Here is a 21,107-nt window from a genome sequence, read left to right on the forward strand (position 1 = left end):
TTATAATGGTTTTTGCACACCGGCCGCATAACAGTCGGCAGCACACTTCAGATATTTATTTTCTTCGCCATGGAATGCGGGGTTTTGTTGGATCGCCTGCTGTATTGCGTCCAGCCCGGTATTTACACCGCCTAACGTGTAGGCGGCTTGCTGTATAGTTAGCCACCGCTGCCCGATTTGAGCGGATAGTATTTTTTGTACCTGCTGGTTTATAAGGCCGCTATGATTTCCATTAAACCGCCTTGGTGAGGCAACTGCATGGTTTGCGGGGAGGGTGGCTGTATTCGTCTTAAAATGCGTTACACGCAATGGCTCCACTTCATCCTTCCAGTCCATGTTTGAATCATAAGAAACATAACGAAGATCATTGTAATTTCTGCCTTTGCTCCGGTCGCAACTGATGCTATAAGTTTGTAAAACGTCAAATATGTGTAATGCATATTCTTTTTGCCTCTCGGGTTCTGCAATCAGCGCCAGGGCATAAAATCCACACCCTGAGCAAGACAAGGAAACAAAGCACACAAACGGCAGGGTGAATACAGCCGCTTTTAATTCATCAATATCGTAATCCTGAATATCTACTGCATCAAAGTCGATTTGTATAATGCCGGAATAACTAAGGACGTCTTTACGATCAGCAAGTAAAGCAGATGGTGCGAAACATTGTAGCCGGCTTTTTATGTCCCGTTTGCGTTGCTGGTAATCCGGAGCGTCATTGTCAAGGCTGCGCAGCGCAACTATATCGCTTATGTTCTCCGCGAACCGGGAGCGGAGCACTTCGCCTATGGGTACCACCTCACCCGTGCGGTCGCCGTGCGAAGAATATAAACTAACCTGTTGTTGTTGCCATTTCATTTTTTACCTGTTTTTTTTATTAAAATCGGTATCAAAACGGGTAGTATCAAAAACCAGTATCAAACCGCTATAATATATTAGCGGTTGATACCATGATACCGGTTTAGGTTTGATACTGATTGATACCGGTTGATACTGATACCGATTGAGCAAGCCTATACTTGCCATCCTCTCCTTTTGAAACCCATTTATTAGCCTCTGCTACGCTAATGTAGCGTTTGGCGGTAGCCTCGCCACAAGCAGTAGAGCCAACTATTGAACGTACTAAATCCATGTATGAAGTGGTATCAAGTGGCTTCAATACCGTTTTGATACTGGTTTTTATGCGTTCAAGTTTTGAAGCCTGAGCATCATTAACAGGTGCTTCCACCTCAACATGATACCCGTATTCGCTGCTGTATTTAAAGCAGATTGTCTCAAGTTCTCCGGCTTTGCGGCTAAATGAGTTTTTGGCGGTGCTGATATCACCGTCTTTAGTGATATTTATAATACCATAGCATTTGCGCTGTATCTCGCTTCCTAAATGCCCGCGTTCTTTATTGGATCCCGGGTTTTGATGAATAACCAGGATCACAGGGCATTGATACCGAATAGACAAAAGGGTAAAGTATTCCCGTATCTCGGTAGCCTGTTCAACGCTGTTGACATCCTTAATATAATCTGCCACCCCATCAATATAAATGCTGTGTATGCCCCCAAAATGACTGTTAGCAGCCTCACAAATGGCATCAGTGGTTTGTCTGTATTCGCTTAATTGTAACTGCCGAATATTGTATGACAAGAGATGATCAGGCGTGTTGGATAATCCAGCGCGCTTCAGAGTAGTCCTGACATTGTACTGTTGATCAGCTTCAGCCTGTTCGGTATCAAAAACAATAACAGCTTTACGACTATCATTCACAAGAACGTTGATCTGACCGAAAAGGTCGCAAAATCCGCCTGTGCTGATGGCACCAGACAGCAGCATTGTGACAAATGCCGTTTTCCCGGCTTTGGCCTGTGCGCTTATGGCTGTAATATTACCAGGAGCAGCTATGCCGCTGCCATCCCATGTAATAACGGGTTCATTGTTGGGATAATCCTTTTCCGAAGTAATACGTAAATGCTCGAAATTAGATAACTGTCTGGGGTTTGAAATGTCGGGGGGCGGATTTGGAAGGGATTCACCCATAAAAGCATCCAGAGCCATCACGGGCGCTTTACGCTTCGCCTCCTTCTCATTATCCAGCCTGGCATTTAGGCTGCGTAACCTATCGGTTTCTTTGCGTATCTGTTCATCGGTAGCCTTATGCATTTGGCTTGCCCCCCTGCTTGAGTAATATCTTTAAGGCGACCAGGCTATTTTTATGGCACAAAGCCAGGAACATAACTCCGCCAGTACCTGTAACGGGACATACCCCTACATGATGCACGTACATAGTACGTTCGCGTCTCCATTCAGATGTAAATCTGCACAGGTGGTCTCTAACTATGCCAGTGGCCACCGATACCTGTTTCATGGTTTGCGGACCTTTACTCCATTGTTCCCTGGCTATTTTTTTGAGGGTTGTAAAGCACTCATGCTGTCCTTTTTTATTGTATCTTTGCGGTATAGTTTTGCGAATATTATTTACCGCTTTTTTCATCTTATTCATGATTTAAGCGGTTTTTTAATGTGAAGAAATGTAGTTGGCTGCTGCGGTTTGCTGATTCTTGTAGGTTTGCTTTGGCTTTGATAGCAGCCAATCCTCCAATATCTCCCTATCAAAAAAACAGGTTTTGCCGGTAGGTTTGCTACACCCGGGTATCATCCCTAATGCATTTAATTTATCAAAATAGCTTTCCTTAAAACCGGTTAGCTCTAATGCTTGTTTTTTTGATAAAACTTTGTTTGATATCATTTCCATCGTAAAAAGATTATTGATTAAAAAATCAATAGCGCTATTGTAATTACGATGTGAAAGTAGTGTGAGAGTAAGCGTGTATCCAAATAAAACGACCGAGTATGAACCACCGATAATACTCGGTAAAAAATAACAAAAACCGCTACTGTTGCGGGTTGTACTAAAAATAAAACACTCGGTAGGAAATCCTATACAGGGGCACACTGTTCTATTATGAGGTACCCTTTCTTTTCCATTCTTTTAGTTAGGTGATTGTCTTTGAGTTTAGTTTCAACTTGGAATATTTTTTTTGCAAAGCTAACGTGCTTCTTTTCATCTTTAAATATGAGTGTCATAAAATAAAGCAATTCTGGATTTGTGCCCAACCATTTGGCTGGCGCCAAATCTTTATGCCTTTCACCTGCGAGTAACATGGCTATAAGCCTATCAGCATCTTGTTTAAGAATACGCCTACAAACAATAAGGTTATTTACAAACGTTGTTATATCTTCGGATGAGTATTTTAAACTGGGGTTATCAGATGTTGTTTTTTGCGAGGTATCAGGTTTAGTATTCAAACCCTGCAAGCACTTATCTATCTCTGATGTAACTTCATTAAAAAACCGCTGTACCCGGAATATAAAAACAGCATAAGCATTATTATAAGAATATATTTCAGTGTCCAGATTTATATAATCTGCATACTGCGAGATAGATTGGGGCTGTACAGCACTATTTATTAGCTGGCTCAAATCTCTTAAATATTTTTCATCTTTGTTTTTCGGATACTCGAATAATTCATCAATGAAAGTCGAATTAGGAATACTTTTAAAAAAAGATGTTAGGGCCTCTTCTGCATAAAACATATTGTTTCCGGTTTTTTTAACGATGAGCTTTCCCATTGGGTATGGTATGGTTGTCCCATCATCGCTCAGGTAGTACATTCTGTATTCTTTATCCAAAGAATGCCCCCACGCATCCCAGTTTATAAGTCTTTCAAGTTCGGCTAATTTTCGTTTTAGTTTTCTCATAACTCAATATTCAATTTATCGGTTTCCCTTCTTTTCATCTGTTCGGCCGCGTGTATGTACCGCTGGGCATGCTTTACGCTTGCCTGGGCCAAAACCTTTGAAATGCCCAGGACATCTGTACCGGATAGTGCCAGGTTGGTGCCGGCGGAATGACGTAGGTTATGCCATGTTATTTTTTTCTCAATCTTTGCACGGTCTACCCACGCCTGCAATGTTTTATTTGCCCCGTTTGCGGTTGGTAATACAAATACCAGATCATCAGGGTTACCCGGCTCACCCATCAGCTTTATGGCAGTATCATTTAGTGCAACCGTTATTGCTTCTTTTGTTTTGGTACGGGCATACCTACGGATATTCTTATTCTTCAGATCGATATTGCGCCACCTCAGATTTTTCACATCGATCCATGCAAGGCCGGTAACGGAGCTGTATAATGCCGCACGCCGTAACTGATCGTTCTGGCATGGGGTTCCGGATAAAACCTTTAGTTCCTCTAATGTGAGTATCTCTTTTTCGGCGGCCTTTCCTTTGGGCTTCTTTTCGACAAAATCCAGCGGGTTTTCTTTTAGCAGCCGCTTTTTGTATGCGGTCTTTATTGCCCGTTTAAAACGGGCATAATAGGAACTGGGCCCTTCACCCTTATGTAAATCATTCAGGTAATCTATAAAGCCCTCAATAAGCGCAGGGGTAAGCTGAGGGAAGGTGATCTGCATTTTTCTTTCAGCCTTCAAATATTCCTCAAACCGATTGATCACCCCGGAAACATTCCGTGCGTCCTTTTTCTTGTAGTTTTCTGAGTATGACTTTAACCATGTGATCACCACCGTTCTTTTGCCGGCATCTGATACCAGATTATAACCACCTGCCTCCAGTTCGGCAGCCCGGGCCACCCGGATAGCTTCTGCCTGCCTGAGCAGGTCTTTATTATTCTCCCTGGCAAGTGGGGTAGATGGCTTTTCCAGCTTCAGGTGTGAAAGCAGTTCATAGGATCGCTGTCCATTGTTATAAATGTCCAAACGTAACGATGTTGACCCGTCTGCATTCTTCCGTTTCCGTAACGTTACACTCATAATATTTTGGTTTCCTTTTAGTGGATTTTCATTGCTAAGGTATGAAAAATACAAATACAATGTTCCATACGCGGAACACAGGCGGAACAAAATTTAGTCAAATCAAAGTATTTTGAAAGGAAACGAAAATCTGTAAATCGGCTGTAATGCGTATCAGTATTGCGTTTTCAGGCATAAAAAAACCACCTTAAAAAGGTGGTGTGGTGCCCAGAACAGGAATCGAACCTGCACTCCGTTGCCGAAACCAGATTTTGAGTCTAGCGCGTCTACCAATTCCGCCATCTGGGCAAATGCTTTAAATGATTATTGAACCATCAAAGCTATGTTTAAGAACTCTGCCTTTGGGCGTCTGCCACCCCGGTAACTATCGGGACCGCCGTCCGGTCAATTTGGGCTGCAATATTACAAAGTTTCAGATGAAAATAGAGAATTCCACAGTTTATTTTTTCTAATGGAAGCTTATTACTTGCAGCAACTCTTTTTGGGAATGAAGACCGCTTTTAGTACAGACAATATTTTACGAAGGACTTTCATGATGATGATATCTAAAATTACAATTAAATTGCTGCTTTGTTGAGAAAAGCTCGTTTTTATGAAAATCTTCAGGATCGGCCTTATCAGAGAAGGAAAAATTCCACAGGATAGCAGAGTGGCGCTGACTCCCGCACAATGCAAATGGCTGTTAGCACAGCGTTCAGATATTGCTTTTGCAATACAGCCTTCTGCCACACGCTGTTATAAGAACGAAGAATATGAACGTATGGGCATTCCGCTGACCGAAGATCTTTCAGATTGCGATATCCTCTTAGGTATTAAAGAAGTACCTGTTAAAGACCTTATTACCAATAAAACCTATCTGTTCTTTTCCCATACCAAAAAAAAACAACCACATAATCAAAAGCTTCTGCAAACCATTCTTGAAAAAAAGATAACACTGATCGACTACGAATGCCTGGAGCATGAAGACGGGCAGCGCATTATCGGGTTTGGCTTTTTTGCCGGGATTGTGGGAGCACATAACGGGTTAATGGCATATGGAAACCGTACAGGGCTGTTTCACCTGGACCGCGTATATAAGCAAAAGGATTACAGGAACCTGATCCACACGTATTTTGGGTTACGGCTGCCCAATCTTAAAATTGCTGTTACCGGCAGTGGCCGCGTGGCGCAGGGATTGCTGGAGGTCATGAACCTGGTTGGTGTGCATGAGGTGGAGCCGGATGAATACCTGGCCCGGCGTTTCAATTACCCGGTTTATACACAGCTGAAAAGTATGGATCTCTATGAGCGGAAAGATAACGGAAAATATAACCGTCAGGATTTCCATGAAACCCCAGGAAGTTATAAAAACAAATTCATGCCGTATACCCGGCAAACGGATATTCTGCTGAATGGGGTTTACTGGTCAGAAGGAGTGCCCCGGTTATTTGAACCGGAAGCAATCAGCGATGACCGGTTTATTATTGAAACGATTGCCGATGTTGCTGACGATGAGAACGGGTCAGTGCCCATTAATAAACGGACGCAGACAATTGAAGACCCGGTATATGGTGTAGACCGGTACACGCTGGAAATTACGGCGCCTTACCTGAAGAGCTCAATTGATATTATGGCGGTGGGCAATCTTCCGAATGAATTGCCCAGGGATGCCAGCCGCTATTTTGGAGAACAACTGATAAAATTTGTTTTCGATGACCTGCTGGGAAAGGGAAGTGAAACGCTGCAACGCGCCACTATTGCTGAAAACGGGAAGTTAGGGAAGCATTTTTCCTACCTGGCAGATTATGCAGCTCAAAAGCCGGAACAATCCTGAGCCCTGTTCAATTGTAGTTGCGCAATCGTTTTCATTACTGCTTTTTTTACGGAAACTTATTTTAATTTTGAAGGAAGCAGGGATAAAGGGGATTGCTGCTTTATTCTTCCTGAGAGATGATCATTTTTTGTAAACCAACAAGATTGTTTTGTATGCACATCGGATTGTTGAAATCCTTTAACCCGGCTCACTTTTTTAACCTGTATGTTTTATGGCGCAACAACAGGATGATATAATTGTAGAACGGTTGAAAAATAATGATGTTACGGCTTTTGACGAGCTGTACCTGAAGTATTTTAAGTTGCTTTGCGCAAGCGCCTATTTTTTTATAAAAGATGAAGGAGATGCCAAGGACCTGGTGCAGAATTTTTTCCTGGATATATGGGAGAAAAGATTGTTTGAACATTTTCATAAAGATGTAAAAGGATACCTGTTCCTGTCTGTTAAGAACCGCTGCCTGAATTTTATAAAAAGCCGTAAAGTAAAAGAACGGAGAAGCGATGCTTTCAGAGTGACACAGGAGATACAGACAGCGGGTACCGAAGAAGAAGCCGACCATCCACAAAGCAATGAGCGATTGCTGGATTTGCTGTCTGATATGAAAGGGCAGAAAAAAGCCGCGCTTACAATGGTCTATTTCAACGGCAAAAAATACCGGGAGGCAGCTAATGAAATGGGCATCGGCATTAATTCTCTCAAAACCCATTTGAAAAGTGCGTTAAAAATGTTAAGAATAGGCATGATGGACAAAAAAAATTAACCCTGTTTTCTGTTTTGTTGTATTTATACTGTAATGGCGATCGACTATAATAAAATATTTATGCTGTATTTAGAAAGCGTGGCAGGAACCATCAGCCCGGAAGATACCGCTTTTTTAAAACAGCAACTGGCCGCTGATATGCTGGCTAAAAAATTCTGGGAGCAGTTGGAGCAGGAGGGAAACATCATGGCATTACCTGTTTTTATTAACAGCATCAACCCTCAAAACGAACAGAAAAGTTTAAAAGAAATGATGGCCGCCCGTCTGCAGAAAAGAACAACGCGGTACAGGCGCATTCAAAGAATGGTTGCCACCGCTGCAGCCATTATGGTGCTTTTCGCCGCTGCATGGTTTTTCATGGCTAAGAACAAAAAGGTTACAGATACACAAACCATCGCTTCGCTCGTTCGTGAGAACAGGAGCTCGGTCAGTCTGAAGCTCGGCTCCGGGGAAACGGTTGATTTAAAAAGCCAGGCAGACAGAAAGATAGCGGTTGGGAACACGATACTGGATATGGATCCGAAAAGTCTTCATTTCAGTTCCGCCGATACATCTGTTAACCTCTTAACCATCCCACAGGGAGAAAATTACACCCTTACCTTATCAGATGGTACGGTGGTCACATTGAACGCGGAAACAAAGTTGAAATTTCCTTTCCGTTTCGGAGCCGCTACCCGGGATGTTTACCTGGACGGGGAAGCCTATTTTAAAGTGGCGAAAGACAGCAAACATCCTTTTATTGTACATACACCTCTTACAAAAGTAGAGGTGGCAGGAACCGAGTTCAATATCAATACCTATGCAAAAAGTACCGTGTCAACAGTGCTGGTAGAAGGAAAAGTGCTTACAGAAGCGCCGGGCGGCGGACCACGTATTCCCCTGCAGCCCGGTCATGCAGCCATCTACAATGTGCAAAAAGGATTTAATGTGGAAGCAATAGATACAGACGATGTTGTTGCATGGACCAGGGGCGTTTATTATTTCCATGACCTGCCCTTTTATGAGCTGGCAGAAAAAATGACACGTGTTTACGGTGTTCCTGTTAAGGCAGATAATCCTGCTTTGGCCGGCAGATCAGTATCCGGTATAATGGACAGGAACAACCTGCCGGAATTGCTGCAGGATTTAAAAGCTACAGTTGGGATTGATTTTTACTATACCGGCAAGGTCCTTCATATTCAATAACCGGTCAGCGTTGATAATGACAGGCGCTGTAAAATGATAATAAACAATAATGATAGGAGGTTACTCCGGGTTTTCCATTTGTAAAAACAAAATCATCCGAAAGTTCGGATGAGGCAATGACAATTATTCTTACGGGCCACCCTGCCCCGAATGTTCGGGGTGTTTCAGGGTCCAGGGGAGCGATAGATAGATGCCGAAACAATTCCGAACTATCGGAACGGCATGACAATAAGAAGGATTGATGTTCAAAACAATAACACATCTGTCATTGGCAGGCCCAAATAACCGCAGTCAGGTTCTTTAAGATGACAAATTATTTTGTGCCGTCACCCTGCGAAGCGCAGCATAGTCGAAAGGTCTCTCAAATTGAGGAGATTCCTCCGCTCATTCCGCTCCGCTCCATTCAGTTGGAAGGACGTTCTTTATATAGGCTACAATTTAGAGCACTTGTCATTAACAGGCAACCATAAAAACATTGCATTTAAGTTCATCCGGATGACAAGTTTTTTTAATCGTCATCCCGGGCGCAGCCGGGGGATCTCTGTATTCTCAGAGAGATTCCTCCGCTCATTCCGCTCTGCTCCATTCCTCCATTCGGAATGACGTTCCTTATGTAGATTCATTTCCAACAACTTACAACACTTGTTATTAACAGCCTGAAGAAGAGTGATTTTATAACCGGATCATGGTTCGTCAGGTTCAGCAAACTTTTCTGCAATAAATGCATAATACAGGTATTTCTGTGCAGATCTGTGTAGTGTGTGTGAAGCGGCATGCACAAAATTCCCCCAATATTATATACTGCTTTTTGCCCTGAGCTTCACCCGGTTTTTTGAAAAGTTGTTATTAAACAATAATGCTTCTTTTCAAAAAATTAAACGAATGCAAATGATTCGATTGATGCTGGGAATGCTGGCGGTAATTGCTGTAACTGCATGCAGCAAAGCATCCCATCTCCCTGCAGACTCTTCAAAAAAGAAAACCGCCCATACCTGGTATATAGCTGAAAACGGAAATGATGAGGCAGCAGGAAACCAAAATGCGCCCTGGAGGAGCATCAATACAGCGCTTGGCAGGATTAGTGGAGGAGATACGATATTCGTAAGGGCCGGGGTTTATTATGAAAAAATAAACTTTCCACGCTCCGGTACACCGGAGCATCCTGTGGTGCTGAAGGCATATCCCGGAGAACGGCCTATGCTTGATGGAACAAACAGAATCGTAAGCGGGTGGGAAGCCCTGGTTACCCTCACCAATGCACAGTATATCATTATGGATGGTTTTGATATCTGCAATTTTACCACTGGCGTTAAAGGCGCAGATCCGGAAGGAATTGCTGTAAACGGTAACTCGGGCCATATTACCATTAAGAATTGCAATATCTATAATATAAAGAATACGGCAACACTGGATAACTGGCGAAGCGGACATGCCATACTGGTGATCGGCAACGGAAAGCAGGCTATTACTGATATTGAAATAACCGGTTGCACGGTGCATAATACGCAAACCGGTACCAGTGAAAATATTACCCTCGCAGGTAATGTAGACGGATTTAGGATAACGCATAATAAAGTATTTGACACTGAAAATATCGGTATCATCATAGCCGATGGCGGAGGATTGAATAAAGGCGGCGATCCGGTTACCAATTTTGCACGTAATGGTGTGGTAAGCGATAACGAATTATACAACGTAAGCATGGCCAACAGCACAGCTATTTGGGGAATCAATAACTATGGGGCCATTGCCATTTACATATGTGGGGGGGCTAACACCATTGTAGAAAGAAATACGGTATACAATTGTGACCGCGGCATAGGGCTGGTGAGCGAGAATAATGATTATCCTACAAAAAAAGTGATCGTCAGGAATAATTTTGTATATAACAACTGGCGCACCGGTATTTACCTGGGTGATTACTTGAACTTTACTACAGCAGGCACTTATGATTGTTGTATTGTCAATAACACACTTTTTCAGAATAATAAGGTAGCAGGTGCATTTGGTGAAATAGAAGGGGAGATCCGGTTTACAGAACGCTGTTTTAATGATACGGTCCGCAATAATATTATTTACGCACGGCCGGTAGATGTGTTTATTCATAAATACACAGCAACCGGCGCCGATAATGTAATAGACAATAACCTGTATTTTACAACGGGTACCCCTCAATGGATATGGAACAGCGTCAATGAGCAGCCGGTAACAGACTGGAATGCCTGGAAGGCAGTCAGCGGCGGGGATCTGCATTCAACAATTGGTCAGGACCCGCTGCTGGTAAGTATTACAGACCCTGATCTTCATTTAAAGGCCGGGTCGCCGGCACGGAATACCGGAGTGGTAATCAGTACCGATATTAATGGCACTACGGACATTGACGGTAAGCCGCGTATCGTCAATAACAAGATCAGTAAAGGAGCCCAGCAATAACCGGAACTGCGGATAATGCGCAGTCCTGGTAAAATTTATTTAAAAAATAATGTGCATTTTTCACCCGTTTTGGTAATGATGTTGTTGCCCGTTTATAAAGCTTGTCATATTCTTTTAAAATCGAGCCCATTATTTTATGAGTAAAAATTGTAATCGAACCTTTATTTTCAGAAGCTGGCTGCTGAAAATAGTTATTAGTTGCTGTTGTCTGCACCTGTCCGCCCGGGCACAGGCACAAGATAATCCCGAACAGCATCGTGTGTCGGTCCGTCTTAACAGCGCTTCCTATTACCAGGTATTCCAGTTAATTAAACGGCAAACAGGCTGTGTTTTCTTTTACAGCAACCAGGTGCTTAATGATAAAGAGAAAGTAAGCCTTAATTTCCAGAATGCAAAGCTGGAAGAAGTGCTGGACTACCTGTTTCGTGATAAAAACATTTCCTACCGGATAAGGGGACAAAAGATCCTGCTCAGCGAGAAAAAAGCGGCGCCTGCCAAAACACCGGAAATTCCGGTGAAGCAGCTGACCCGCCGTGAAGACAGCACTTTTGTAAAAGGTACGGTAATGGATGAAGAGGGAAAACCCATGCCCGGCGTATCCGTAGTGCCCCGGGACCGGCCGGGTAGCGGGGTAACAACGGACGACCTGGGTATTTTTGTGATTACTGTAAAACCGGGTGAACTGTTAGATGTGTCAATGGTAGGCATGAACCCCCAGGAGGCGGTTGTGCCACAACGTGGCAATCTGAAAATTACCCTTACCGCCAAGTCGGATGCCATGAAAGATGTGGTGATAACGGGTTATGGAAAGCAATCAAAAATTACCGTTACCGGAGCTATTTCTTCCGTAAACATGAACGATATGCACACGCCGGTGCCCAATCTCTCCAATGCCCTGGCAGGAAAAGTGGCCGGTATCATTTCGGTGCAATCCAGCGGTGAGCCCGGCTATGATAATGCTACCTTTACCATTCGCGGTATTGGAACTTTTAATAACGTTGACCGCGGCACTGCTGCCCCTTTAATTATAGTAGACGGGGTGCAACGGGAAGATGTGAACAGCAGCTATGGTGGCTCTTTTAATAATATAGACCCCGAAGATGTAGCCAGCATCAGTTTACTGAAAGATGCATCTGCAACGGCTATGTATGGCGCTAAAGGCGCCAACGGCGTGCTGATCATTACTACTAAAAGAGGGATTGCTGGCAAACCCAGAATTTCATTGAAAGCCGAAACCGGCCTGACCGGTTTTACCAAAAGACCGGAGATGCTGGATGGAGTGAGCTATATGCAGCTGTACAATGAAGCCCGTACCAATATGGGGCTGACACCTTTTTATACGGATGAACAAATTCAAAAAACAGCCAGTGGACTGGACCCTTATTTGTACCCAAATGTAAACTGGGTAGATGAAGTGTATGGTAGATATGCCTCCCTCACCAATGCCAACGTAAATGTATCCGGTGGCGGTGAAGCCGTGCGGTATTTTCTTTCCGGTTCGTTTTACGATCAGGTAGGTCCCTATAACGTAAAAAAAATGAACGATTTTAATCCCAATCTTTCTTTTAAGCGTTATGATTTCCGCACCAACCTGGATGTAAATGTTACCCGTACCACGTTGTTGCAGCTTAACCTGGACGCAATGCTGGTGAATGCCCGCTACCCCGGTATTTCAGCGGGAGATCTCTGGTATCTGTCCTATGCTACTACCCCCGTGGGGTTTCCTGTGAATTATCCGGGCGGGAAATGGGCCGGGCCCGTCAATAACGGCGGTAACAACCCGCTGAACGAAGTGCAGAACAATGGTTACAGCACTGAATTCCGGCCTACCGTACAATCGGTATTTACGTTAACGCAAAAGCTGGATGCCATTACCAAAGGCCTTTCTGCCTACGGGCGTTTTTCATTTGACAGCTATGGCGAGTTTGACAACCGCCGCCGTCATACCAACGACCTGTTCCTGGCTACCGGCCGGGATGAGCAGGGCAACCTTATTTACACCCAAACCCGCGTAGGGCAGCAGTTCCTGGACTACTCACAGAGTGCCACCGGTGAGCGGGTGATGTACCTGGAGGGGAACCTGAATTATGACCGTTACTTTGGGGATCATCATTTCGGGGGTATGATTTTATACAATATGCGGAACCGGCTGGTAAGCACGGCAGGCGATGCCATCAGCTCCATTCCCTACCGGAATCAAAGCCTGGCCGGCCGGATCAACTATGGTTATAACGATAAATACCTGCTGGAGTTGAACGCCGGGTATACCGGTTCTGAGAACTTTGAAAAAGGAAAGCGCTTTGGGCTTTTCCCATCGGTTTCCGGTGGCTGGGTCATATCCAAAGAAAGATTCTTTGACGGGTTAAGCAATACCCTTTCCCTCCTGAAGCTGAGGGCCTCGTATGGTGTTGTGGGAAATGATAATATAGGTGGCTCAAGGTTTCCTTATCTCACTCAAATGGGCAGTGGTAGCGGAACCGGCTTTGGGCTCAATGGCAGCAATGCAGGAGGAATTACCGAAAACATCATCGGGGTGGAGGACCTTACCTGGGAGCGGTCTTATAAAACTGACATCGGGCTGGAGCTGGGGTTGTTTAAAAAACTGAATATAACGGCTGATTATTTTACAGACCGCCGTAAAGATATCCTGATCAGCAGGCAGACGCTTTCTTCCATTGCCGGTTATAATGGCGCACAGGTGTTTGCCAACCTGGGCGAGGCCCTTAACCGGGGTATTGACGGGAATATTGAATACAATGATCAGATCGGAAAAGTAGGATTGCGCGTATATGGAAATGTAACCTATGCAGTCAATAAAATTGTTTATCAGGATGAGCCTGAAAGAAAATATGCATATCAGCGCGGCACCGGGCGTATGTATGGTGAGTTTACCGGTTATGTTGCGGACGGGCTTTTTGTAGACCAGGATGATATTAACAGCCGCCCGGCACAGCAGTTTGGCGTGGTGGCGCCGGGGGATGTGCGCTACCTTGATCAGAATGGAGATCAGGTAATTGATGCCGGCGACTGGGTGTACCTTGGAAAATCCTGGTTCCCCAAATGGCTGTATGGTGCCGGCTTTTCAGTCAGTTATCACAATTTTGATCTTTCTGCCCTGTTCCAGGGCATCGCCGATGTGGGCATTATGGCTAATGGTTCCCGGATACTTGGTAATAATATGGGGGCGGATGGCGTGGGTGTAATTCCCTTCTCCGGAATCGGGCAATACCCGAATAATACCCTAAGCATTTTAAAAGACCGCTGGACGGCAGATGATCCGCGCCAGGATGCCTACTATCCCCGCATCACAATTGCCAACCTCGGAGATAATAATTACCTCAATAGCAGCCGTTGGTTAAAGGATGGTTCCTACCTGAGGTTAAAGCAGGCCTCACTGGGTTATAATTTTTCTACTGAAAAAATGAAGCGCTATGGGTTCAGTTCCCTTTATCTTTATTTATCCGGTCAAAACCTGCTTACCTTTTCCAAATTTAAACTATGGGATCCGGAACTGGGTTCCAATGGCGCCAAATACCCGATCACCAGAATGTACACTTTTGGCATCCGGGCGCTGTTTTAATTGTTTTACTAATAATCTAATGTACGATGAATAAATTTTATATCTGCTGTTCAGCTGTTTGCCTGCTTGCCATCGGTTTCTCTGGTTGTAGCAAATACCTTGATAAGAAGCCGGACAACCTGTTGACCTCGGAAATGATCTGGCAAAAAAGATCTACCGCGGAATCCTACCTGAACCAGGTATACAGTTATATACAGCAACCCGCTGATGACTATACTGTATTGGGTGCCAGCGATGAAACCTCCTGCAGTATATCAACCGTAAATGTGCGCAAAATGATCACCGGCAACTGGAGCCCGCAAAGCAATTACTGGAACAACTGGCCTGGTTATTATGCCGGGATCCGCCAGTCCTTTGTGTTGGAGCAGAATATTGATAAAGTGCCGGCTGTGGAGTTAAGCGATGATTTAAAAAGCCAGTATAAAAGTGAAGCGCTCTTTTTAAGAGGCTGGTATTACTGGAAACTGCTCCGCCAGTTTGGCCCGTTTGTGATCCTGGATGGAACCCTGAGTTTGACCGAAGACTTCAGTAAGTATACCCGCTCATCTTTTGAGGCTTGTGTGGCGGAAATAAACCGGTTGATGGATCAGGCAGCAAATGGCCTGCCGTTGGAATGGTCAAGTTCTTCCAATTACGGGCGGCCCACCAAAGGAGCCTGCTTAGCTGTGAAAGCGCAGGTGGCATTACTGGCAGCCAGCCCTCTCTGGAATGGGAATGCAAAGCTGGCAGGTCTTAGGAACCAGAATGGTACTGCCCTTGCTCCCGCAGCCTATGATGCCAGTAAGTGGAAGATAGCAGCAGATGCCGCAAAGGCCGTCATTGATTTAAACGAATACAAATTGTATTATAATACGGATGATGGTGATCCGGCTTTTGATCCCCTGCTTTCTTACCGCAATGTGTTTATATCCAACTGGAATAAAGAAATCATTTTTTCCTCCAACCTGGCCGGGGCTTACTGGTATTGGGGATGGGAAAAACGCTGCGCTCCCAATCCCGGTGGTATCAATATGCAGAATGCCACTCAAAATGTGGTAGATGCTTTTTATATGCGTAATGGCCGTACTATTGATGACCCTGCTTCGGGATATGTGGAAAACGGTTTTACGGATGATGATGACCCTGCGCATTGGGGTGTGGCAAAGGACGGAGTGAACCGCGGTTATGTTGCGGGCAACAGCAACATGTATGTGGGCCGGGAAGCCCGTTTCTATGCCTGCATCCTGTATAATGGAAAACCCGTTATTGCTGCCCCAACCAGTGATGACCGTAATTATTTTTCATCCGATGCCAACAGGGATGGCCGCGGGCGCTCAGAGTTTTACTATAGTGGTAAATCCGGAGCGTTGGCTTCAAACAGCGGTGATATTACGGGTTATCTTGTAGCAAAAGGAGTAAGCCCTGCAACCAATATCCGCAATGACCAGGCAGCATACCGGCCCTATATTCATATCCGGTATGCCGAAATTTTGCTGGACTATATAGAAGCACTGAATGAATATGCCCCCGGCAATTCGGATATTTTAAAATACCTCAATGCCATCCGCAGCCGTGCCGGTCTTCCTGGTTTTGAAACGGTGTATCCGGAAAAAATAAGCAGCCAGGCTGAAATGCGCAAAGTGATCATCCGGGAACGGCAGGTTGAGCTTTGTTTTGAAGGGGATCGCTACTTTACCCTTGTGCGCCGTTTAATGATGGGCGATGCAAATGTAAAAGCTGTTTACCGCATGAATGTAAATGCTAATGATAACGGGGAAGGCTTCAGCTTTACTCCCTTTTATAACCGGAATCTGTTGCAAACACGGTACTGGGCCGACAAAATGTACCTCTTCCCTATCTACCAGGACGACCTGGATAAAACAAAGGGCCTGGTTCAAAACCCCGGCTGGTAGCAGCAGGCACTCTAATTGATAATTGTTTTAAACAAGAACTATATGCACAAAAAGATTTGCGTTTTAATAATGATTGCAGGACTGTTGCTGGTAGGGATGGGCTCCTGTAAAAAAAAGGATAGCAACCTATCCGGCGCACCTGTTATCGAAGGCTTTTTACCGGCAGAAGGAAAAAGCAAAACAGAAATATTAATTAATGGTCAGAATTTCCCTACCGATACTTCCTTAATTGCTGTAACGGTAAACGGAATTCCACTAAAGATCGTTGGATCAAACGGGCATCAGATCATGGCGATCGTTCCCAAAAAAATGGGATCAGGCCCCATTGTGGTAACAGCAAACGGGCAAAGTGCCTCAAGTGCTTCTTCTTTTTCCTACCAGTATACGCGTACCGTTACAACGCTGGCCGGGAATGGTACTTACGGGTATGCAAACGGAAAGGGAACCGATGCCCGGTTTCACTTTACTGACCCTGCTAACGCCTGGTTAAGAAGTATGGGCATTGCGGTAGATCAGTCACTGAATGTCTATGTTGCGGACCCGGGTAATAACTGCATCCGCAAAATTGATTCTTCCGGTAATGTAACCCTGTTTGCCGGTTCGCCCGGCAAGTCTGGTATGGCTGATGGAAAAGGACCGTTAGCACAGTTCTCTATTCCTTATGGAGTAGCAGTGGATAAGAGCGGTAATGTATATTCAGTAGATCCGGGCAACTGGGATATCCGGAAAATAACGCCTGACGGAACAGCAACTACGATCGGCTGGGGTGCAGGCGCTCCCTGGGGCATTGCGGTGGATACGTCAGCAGGAACCATTTATTACACCTGCACAGATGCAGGAACGGTTTACAGCATGCCAACAAATGGCGGCAGCAGTACCAAAATAGTTGACGGGCTTTCTTATCCGGCGGGAATCACTGTAGATAAAGACGGTAATATATATGTAGCGGAAAACGGCCGGCATATCATTACAAAAATTGCAAAAGGAACCCGGACAACCTCCGTTATTGCAGGCCTGGCCGATAATGCCGGGTATGCGAACGGAGTTGGGGCTGCTGCAAGGTTCTCGTATCCATGGGGATTGGGGATAGATAAAGCCGGTAATTTATATGTTGCCGGTAATGGTACCTGGGATGGCAATGCCTCCAATCCTGATCAGTCTGTTCGTATGATCATTGCAGGCACCTGGGAGGTGATTCCCTTTGCCGGTAGCGGCTCGGCCGGTTACCTGGATGCGCTGGGCACCGCAGCAAAGTTTGCCGCACCTACCGGTGTTACGGTGGATAAAGAAGGAATCGTATATGTTTTGGACAAGAATAATAATGTTGTCCGGAAAATTGTGTCTGAATAATGTAACACCGCATATCAGCAATAGAAACAGATCCTGCGTGGATAGGGTTCGTTGATGGCACAAAGTCAAATTATATGCGGTTGTTAAAAATAACATGCCCTGTTTTTTACTTTTATTGCTAACGGCTGCCCGGCCTGTAAAAGCCATGGAGCAAAAAATAAAAGCGCCTCTGAAAAGAAGCTACTGCATTCCTGGATCTGACTGAACAGGCAGGCTGCTAAATACGGCTGCCAGCTGTAAGCTCAGTACCTGCCTCCTGCAATCAAAAGCCGGTAATACGGCAATAGAAAAGTATGATAATTTTTTAAATGCGTTAAGGCGGATCGCTTACTGGGGCAGTGATAGCCCCAAAGAGCATAACCTGCATGAATAGTCATATAAAGAATGGCGGCCTGATGAACAGCCTTTATAAAAAACGCCGGAGCTCGTTTTTGATCAGTTCTCCAGCCAGCAGGCCGGTAAAACAACAGCACCGGTTGATTTCTTTGCACGGGAACGCCGTTGGGAACAGCTGCAATATGCCAGGGCAATCCGGGGCGGTACCTGGTCCGATACACTTTTGAATAGGTGCTGCACCAGATTCGCCTAACTCTATGACTGCATAGTCTTGTACGTGTTTTTTGTGAGCGGGGATATGCTTACCTTGCAGTAGGTGTGCGGTTAGCGCACCGGTTTCTTATTGAATGATAATAATATGATTCGCTTAAAATTTTTTTTTATCCTCGTTTGCTGGATGCTTATGATCCCTTCCTTTGCCCAGCAATCGCGGCAAACATTCTCCATAGGTACAGAGGCCTTTTTATTAAACGGCAAGCCGTATCTGATACGTTGTGGCGAGATGCATTATGCGCGTATGCCTAAGGCTTATTGGCGGCACCGGCTCAAAATGGCAAAGGCCATGGGGCTGAATACTGTATGCGCCTACCTGTTCTGGAATATCATTGAGAAAGAGCCGGGTAAATTTACCTGGGCGGGACAATCGGATGCTGCTGCATTCTGCCGTATGGCACAGGAAGAAGGGTTGTATGTGATTTTAAGGCCGGGACCTTATTCCTGTGCGGAGTGGGAATTTGGTGGTTTCCCCTGGTGGCTGTTAAAGGATAAGAGTATGAGTGTTCGCACCCAAAACCCGCATTACCTGGAAGCTTGCAGAACATACCTCCGGGAAGTGGGACGTGAGCTGGCGCCTCTGCAGATCAGTAATGGCGGAAACATCATTATGGTACAGGTAGAGAATGAATATGGAAGTTTTGGGAACGATCGGGAATATATTGGTATGATACGTGATGATCTGAAAGATGCCGGTTTTACTGTTCCGTTTTTTACCTGTGACGGACCGGTACAGTTAAAAAATGATACACGGCCGGATATTTTTGCAGCAGTAAATTTTGGCGGTGGCCCGGAAAGCGCTTTTAAAGCCTTGCGCGAAGTACAACCACACGGACCTTTGATGTGCGCCGAGTATTATCCCGGATGGTTCGATAGCTGGGGTCGGCCGCATCATACCGGGTCTGCTCAAAAAGTGGTTGATGAATTAAAGTGGATGCTGGATCATAAAGCTTCTTTTAGCATATACATGGTACATGGGGGCACTACTTTTGGCACTTATAGCGGTGCCAATGCGCCACCCTACCTGCCACAGACCAGCAGTTATGATTATGATGCCCCCATTGATGAATCAGGAAATGCTACTCCAAAATATTATGCGATCAGGGATCTTTTGAAGCAGTACCTGCAGGAGGGGGAAACGCTTCCGGAGGTACCGGAGGCCACTCCTTCACAAAAGATAAATAATATCTCATTTACCACAGTAGCGCCTTTATGGAAAAACCTGCCTGCCCCGGTGGTATCTGACACGGCATTGCTGATGGAAGACCTGGATCAGGGTTTTGGTGCAGTGCTTTACCAGTCTGCGATTCCGGCAGGGAGCAAAGCAACCCTTCAGTTTGAAGAGGTGCATGATTTTGCACTGGTGTACATGAATGAAAAGCTGATAGGAACAATGGACCGGAGAAAAGGGATTTTTTCCGTAGCAGTGCCGGCCCGCAGTAAAACGGCACGTCTGAGGATTTTGGTAGAAGCAACGGGGCGGGTCAATTACGGTCACCTGATGCATGACCGTAAAGGCATACATGGCAAAGTGGTGCTGGATGACGGCCGAACAAAAAACGTGGTAAAACATTGGGCGCAGTATCCCATTACGCTGGGTGAAAAAAACATACCGGTATCTTATGAGCCGCTCACGCAGCAAAAAAGGGCAGCTCCCGGTTTTTACAAGGCACAATTTAAGGCAACCGCGCAAACAGATACCTACCTGGATCTGAGTAAATGGAATAAAGGACTGGTATGGATCAATGGTATTTGCCTGGGCAGGTACTGGAATATAGGCCCTACACAAACAATGTACCTGCCGGGCTGCTGGCTGAAAAACGGGAAGAATGAAATAGTGGTGTTTGATGTTTTTGGTGTGGAGAAACCCAAACTACAGGGGCTGGAAAAGCCTGTGCTCGACAGCCTGAACGAAAAGAAAGAACAGGCGCATAAAAAGCCTTTTCAGGAATGGTTGCCTGGAGAGGCGGATGCCTGGTACAAAGGCGTATTTGCAAATAGTAAAGAATGGCAGACTGCAACGTTCAAACCTGTAACTGCCCGGTATTTTTGTCTGGAAGCGTTAAGCGAGGTAAATGGGCAGCCATTCACATCAATAGCAGAAATTCAGTTGCTGGATAATGAAGGCACGGAAATACCCCGCAATGCCTGGAAAGTATTGTATGCTGACAGTGAAGAACTTTCGGGAGATGATGGGAACGCCGCCAATGTATTTGACCTGCAGTTTACCAGCATCTGGCATACGGAATGGCAAAGCAAAACACCGGGTCAACCGCACCAGATTGTTATAGACCTTGGCAGAAGTTATAATATAAGCGGCATAAAGGTGCTTCCGCGGCAGGATAATATGAATGGGCGCATCAGGGATTACCGGCTTTACTTTTCCGATAAAAAATTTAAAGGAATATAAGTCTTCTTGCTGAATACCGGAAGCCTGCTACGGGATGTTTTTCCCATAGGTAATACCGTTTAGACTTTTAAATTGCACCAGGTGAAGGCATGTCAGGCCAGGTTTTTTATTTGTAAAAACAAAATCATCTGAAAGTTCGGCCTGAAATAAAAACAGATCCGGGGATGATATCTTCAGGGTGACCATAAGCGTGTTTGTCATCGCCTCATTGATTTGGGCCGCCAGTAGTTTACCCTGGGTGACAGTGTTCTTTTAAT

The 21,107-nt window shown here is 45.1% G+C and carries 14 protein-coding genes and 1 tRNA gene; 8 read left to right on the forward strand and 7 right to left on the reverse strand.

Going from position 1 to position 21,107, the window contains the following annotated elements:
* The 7 genes from A8C56_RS02990 to A8C56_RS03020 form a co-directional block, all read right to left on the reverse strand.
* Positions 1-855, reverse strand: a complete 855-nt coding sequence (locus A8C56_RS02990; RefSeq protein ID WP_067751871.1) for a BT4734/BF3469 family protein — start codon at positions 853-855, stop codon at positions 1-3.
* Between the two features lie 103 nt (positions 856-958).
* The gene (locus A8C56_RS02995; RefSeq protein WP_067751874.1) at positions 959-2,149 is read right to left on the reverse strand and encodes an AAA family ATPase; all 1,191 of its coding nucleotides are present in this window, start codon (positions 2,147-2,149) and stop codon (positions 959-961) included.
* The gene (locus A8C56_RS03000) at positions 2,142-2,489 is read right to left on the reverse strand and encodes a hypothetical protein (protein WP_067751877.1); all 348 of its coding nucleotides are present in this window, start codon (positions 2,487-2,489) and stop codon (positions 2,142-2,144) included. The genes A8C56_RS02995 and A8C56_RS03000 overlap by 8 nt, the downstream gene beginning before the upstream one ends.
* 15 nt (positions 2,490-2,504) lie before the next feature.
* Positions 2,505-2,741, reverse strand: coding sequence for a helix-turn-helix transcriptional regulator (locus A8C56_RS03005; RefSeq protein WP_067751880.1), 237 nt, complete (start codon positions 2,739-2,741; stop codon positions 2,505-2,507).
* Between the two features lie 185 nt (positions 2,742-2,926).
* A complete protein-coding gene (locus A8C56_RS03010) occupies positions 2,927-3,748 on the reverse strand; it encodes a hypothetical protein (protein ID WP_067751883.1) in 822 nt (273 codons plus the stop codon).
* The gene (locus A8C56_RS03015) at positions 3,745-4,818 is read right to left on the reverse strand and encodes a tyrosine-type recombinase/integrase (RefSeq protein WP_157097858.1); all 1,074 of its coding nucleotides are present in this window, start codon (positions 4,816-4,818) and stop codon (positions 3,745-3,747) included. The genes A8C56_RS03010 and A8C56_RS03015 overlap by 4 nt, the downstream gene beginning before the upstream one ends.
* A 201-nt stretch (positions 4,819-5,019) precedes the next feature.
* Positions 5,020-5,106, reverse strand: a tRNA-Leu gene (locus A8C56_RS03020).
* Between the two features lie 304 nt (positions 5,107-5,410).
* On the opposite strand from A8C56_RS03020, the gene A8C56_RS03025 reads away from it, so the two are divergent.
* The 8 genes from A8C56_RS03025 (at position 5,411) to A8C56_RS03065 (ending at position 20,850) form a co-directional block, all read left to right on the forward strand.
* Positions 5,411-6,631, forward strand: a complete 1,221-nt coding sequence (locus tag A8C56_RS03025; RefSeq protein ID WP_067751889.1) for an NAD(P)-dependent oxidoreductase — start codon at positions 5,411-5,413, stop codon at positions 6,629-6,631.
* A gap of 211 nt (positions 6,632-6,842) precedes the next feature.
* A complete protein-coding gene (locus A8C56_RS03030; protein WP_067751892.1) occupies positions 6,843-7,391 on the forward strand; it encodes an RNA polymerase sigma factor in 549 nt (182 codons plus the stop codon).
* Between the two features lie 60 nt (positions 7,392-7,451).
* Entirely contained in the window at positions 7,452-8,576 is a 1,125-nt protein-coding gene (locus A8C56_RS03035; protein ID WP_169818741.1) for a FecR family protein, read from the forward strand.
* Between the two features lie 888 nt (positions 8,577-9,464).
* A complete protein-coding gene (locus A8C56_RS03040) occupies positions 9,465-11,009 on the forward strand; it encodes a right-handed parallel beta-helix repeat-containing protein (RefSeq protein ID WP_245645721.1) in 1,545 nt (514 codons plus the stop codon).
* A 136-nt stretch (positions 11,010-11,145) separates the two neighbouring features.
* Positions 11,146-14,589: a TonB-dependent receptor gene (locus A8C56_RS03045; protein ID WP_067751899.1), complete on the forward strand. Its 3,444-nt coding sequence runs from the start codon at positions 11,146-11,148 to the stop codon at positions 14,587-14,589.
* 26 nt (positions 14,590-14,615) lie between these two features.
* The gene (locus A8C56_RS03050) at positions 14,616-16,481 is read left to right on the forward strand and encodes a RagB/SusD family nutrient uptake outer membrane protein (protein ID WP_067751901.1); all 1,866 of its coding nucleotides are present in this window, start codon (positions 14,616-14,618) and stop codon (positions 16,479-16,481) included.
* A 42-nt stretch (positions 16,482-16,523) separates the two neighbouring features.
* Entirely contained in the window at positions 16,524-17,831 is a 1,308-nt protein-coding gene (locus tag A8C56_RS03055) for an IPT/TIG domain-containing protein (protein ID WP_067751904.1), read from the forward strand.
* A gap of 694 nt (positions 17,832-18,525) precedes the next feature.
* Positions 18,526-20,850, forward strand: a complete 2,325-nt coding sequence (locus A8C56_RS03065) for a beta-galactosidase (protein WP_067751910.1) — start codon at positions 18,526-18,528, stop codon at positions 20,848-20,850.
* Positions 20,851-21,107: the final 257 nt, after the last annotated feature.

This window comes from Niabella ginsenosidivorans (genome assembly GCF_001654455.1).
Classification (GTDB): Bacteria; Bacteroidota; Bacteroidia; order Chitinophagales; family Chitinophagaceae; genus Niabella; species Niabella ginsenosidivorans.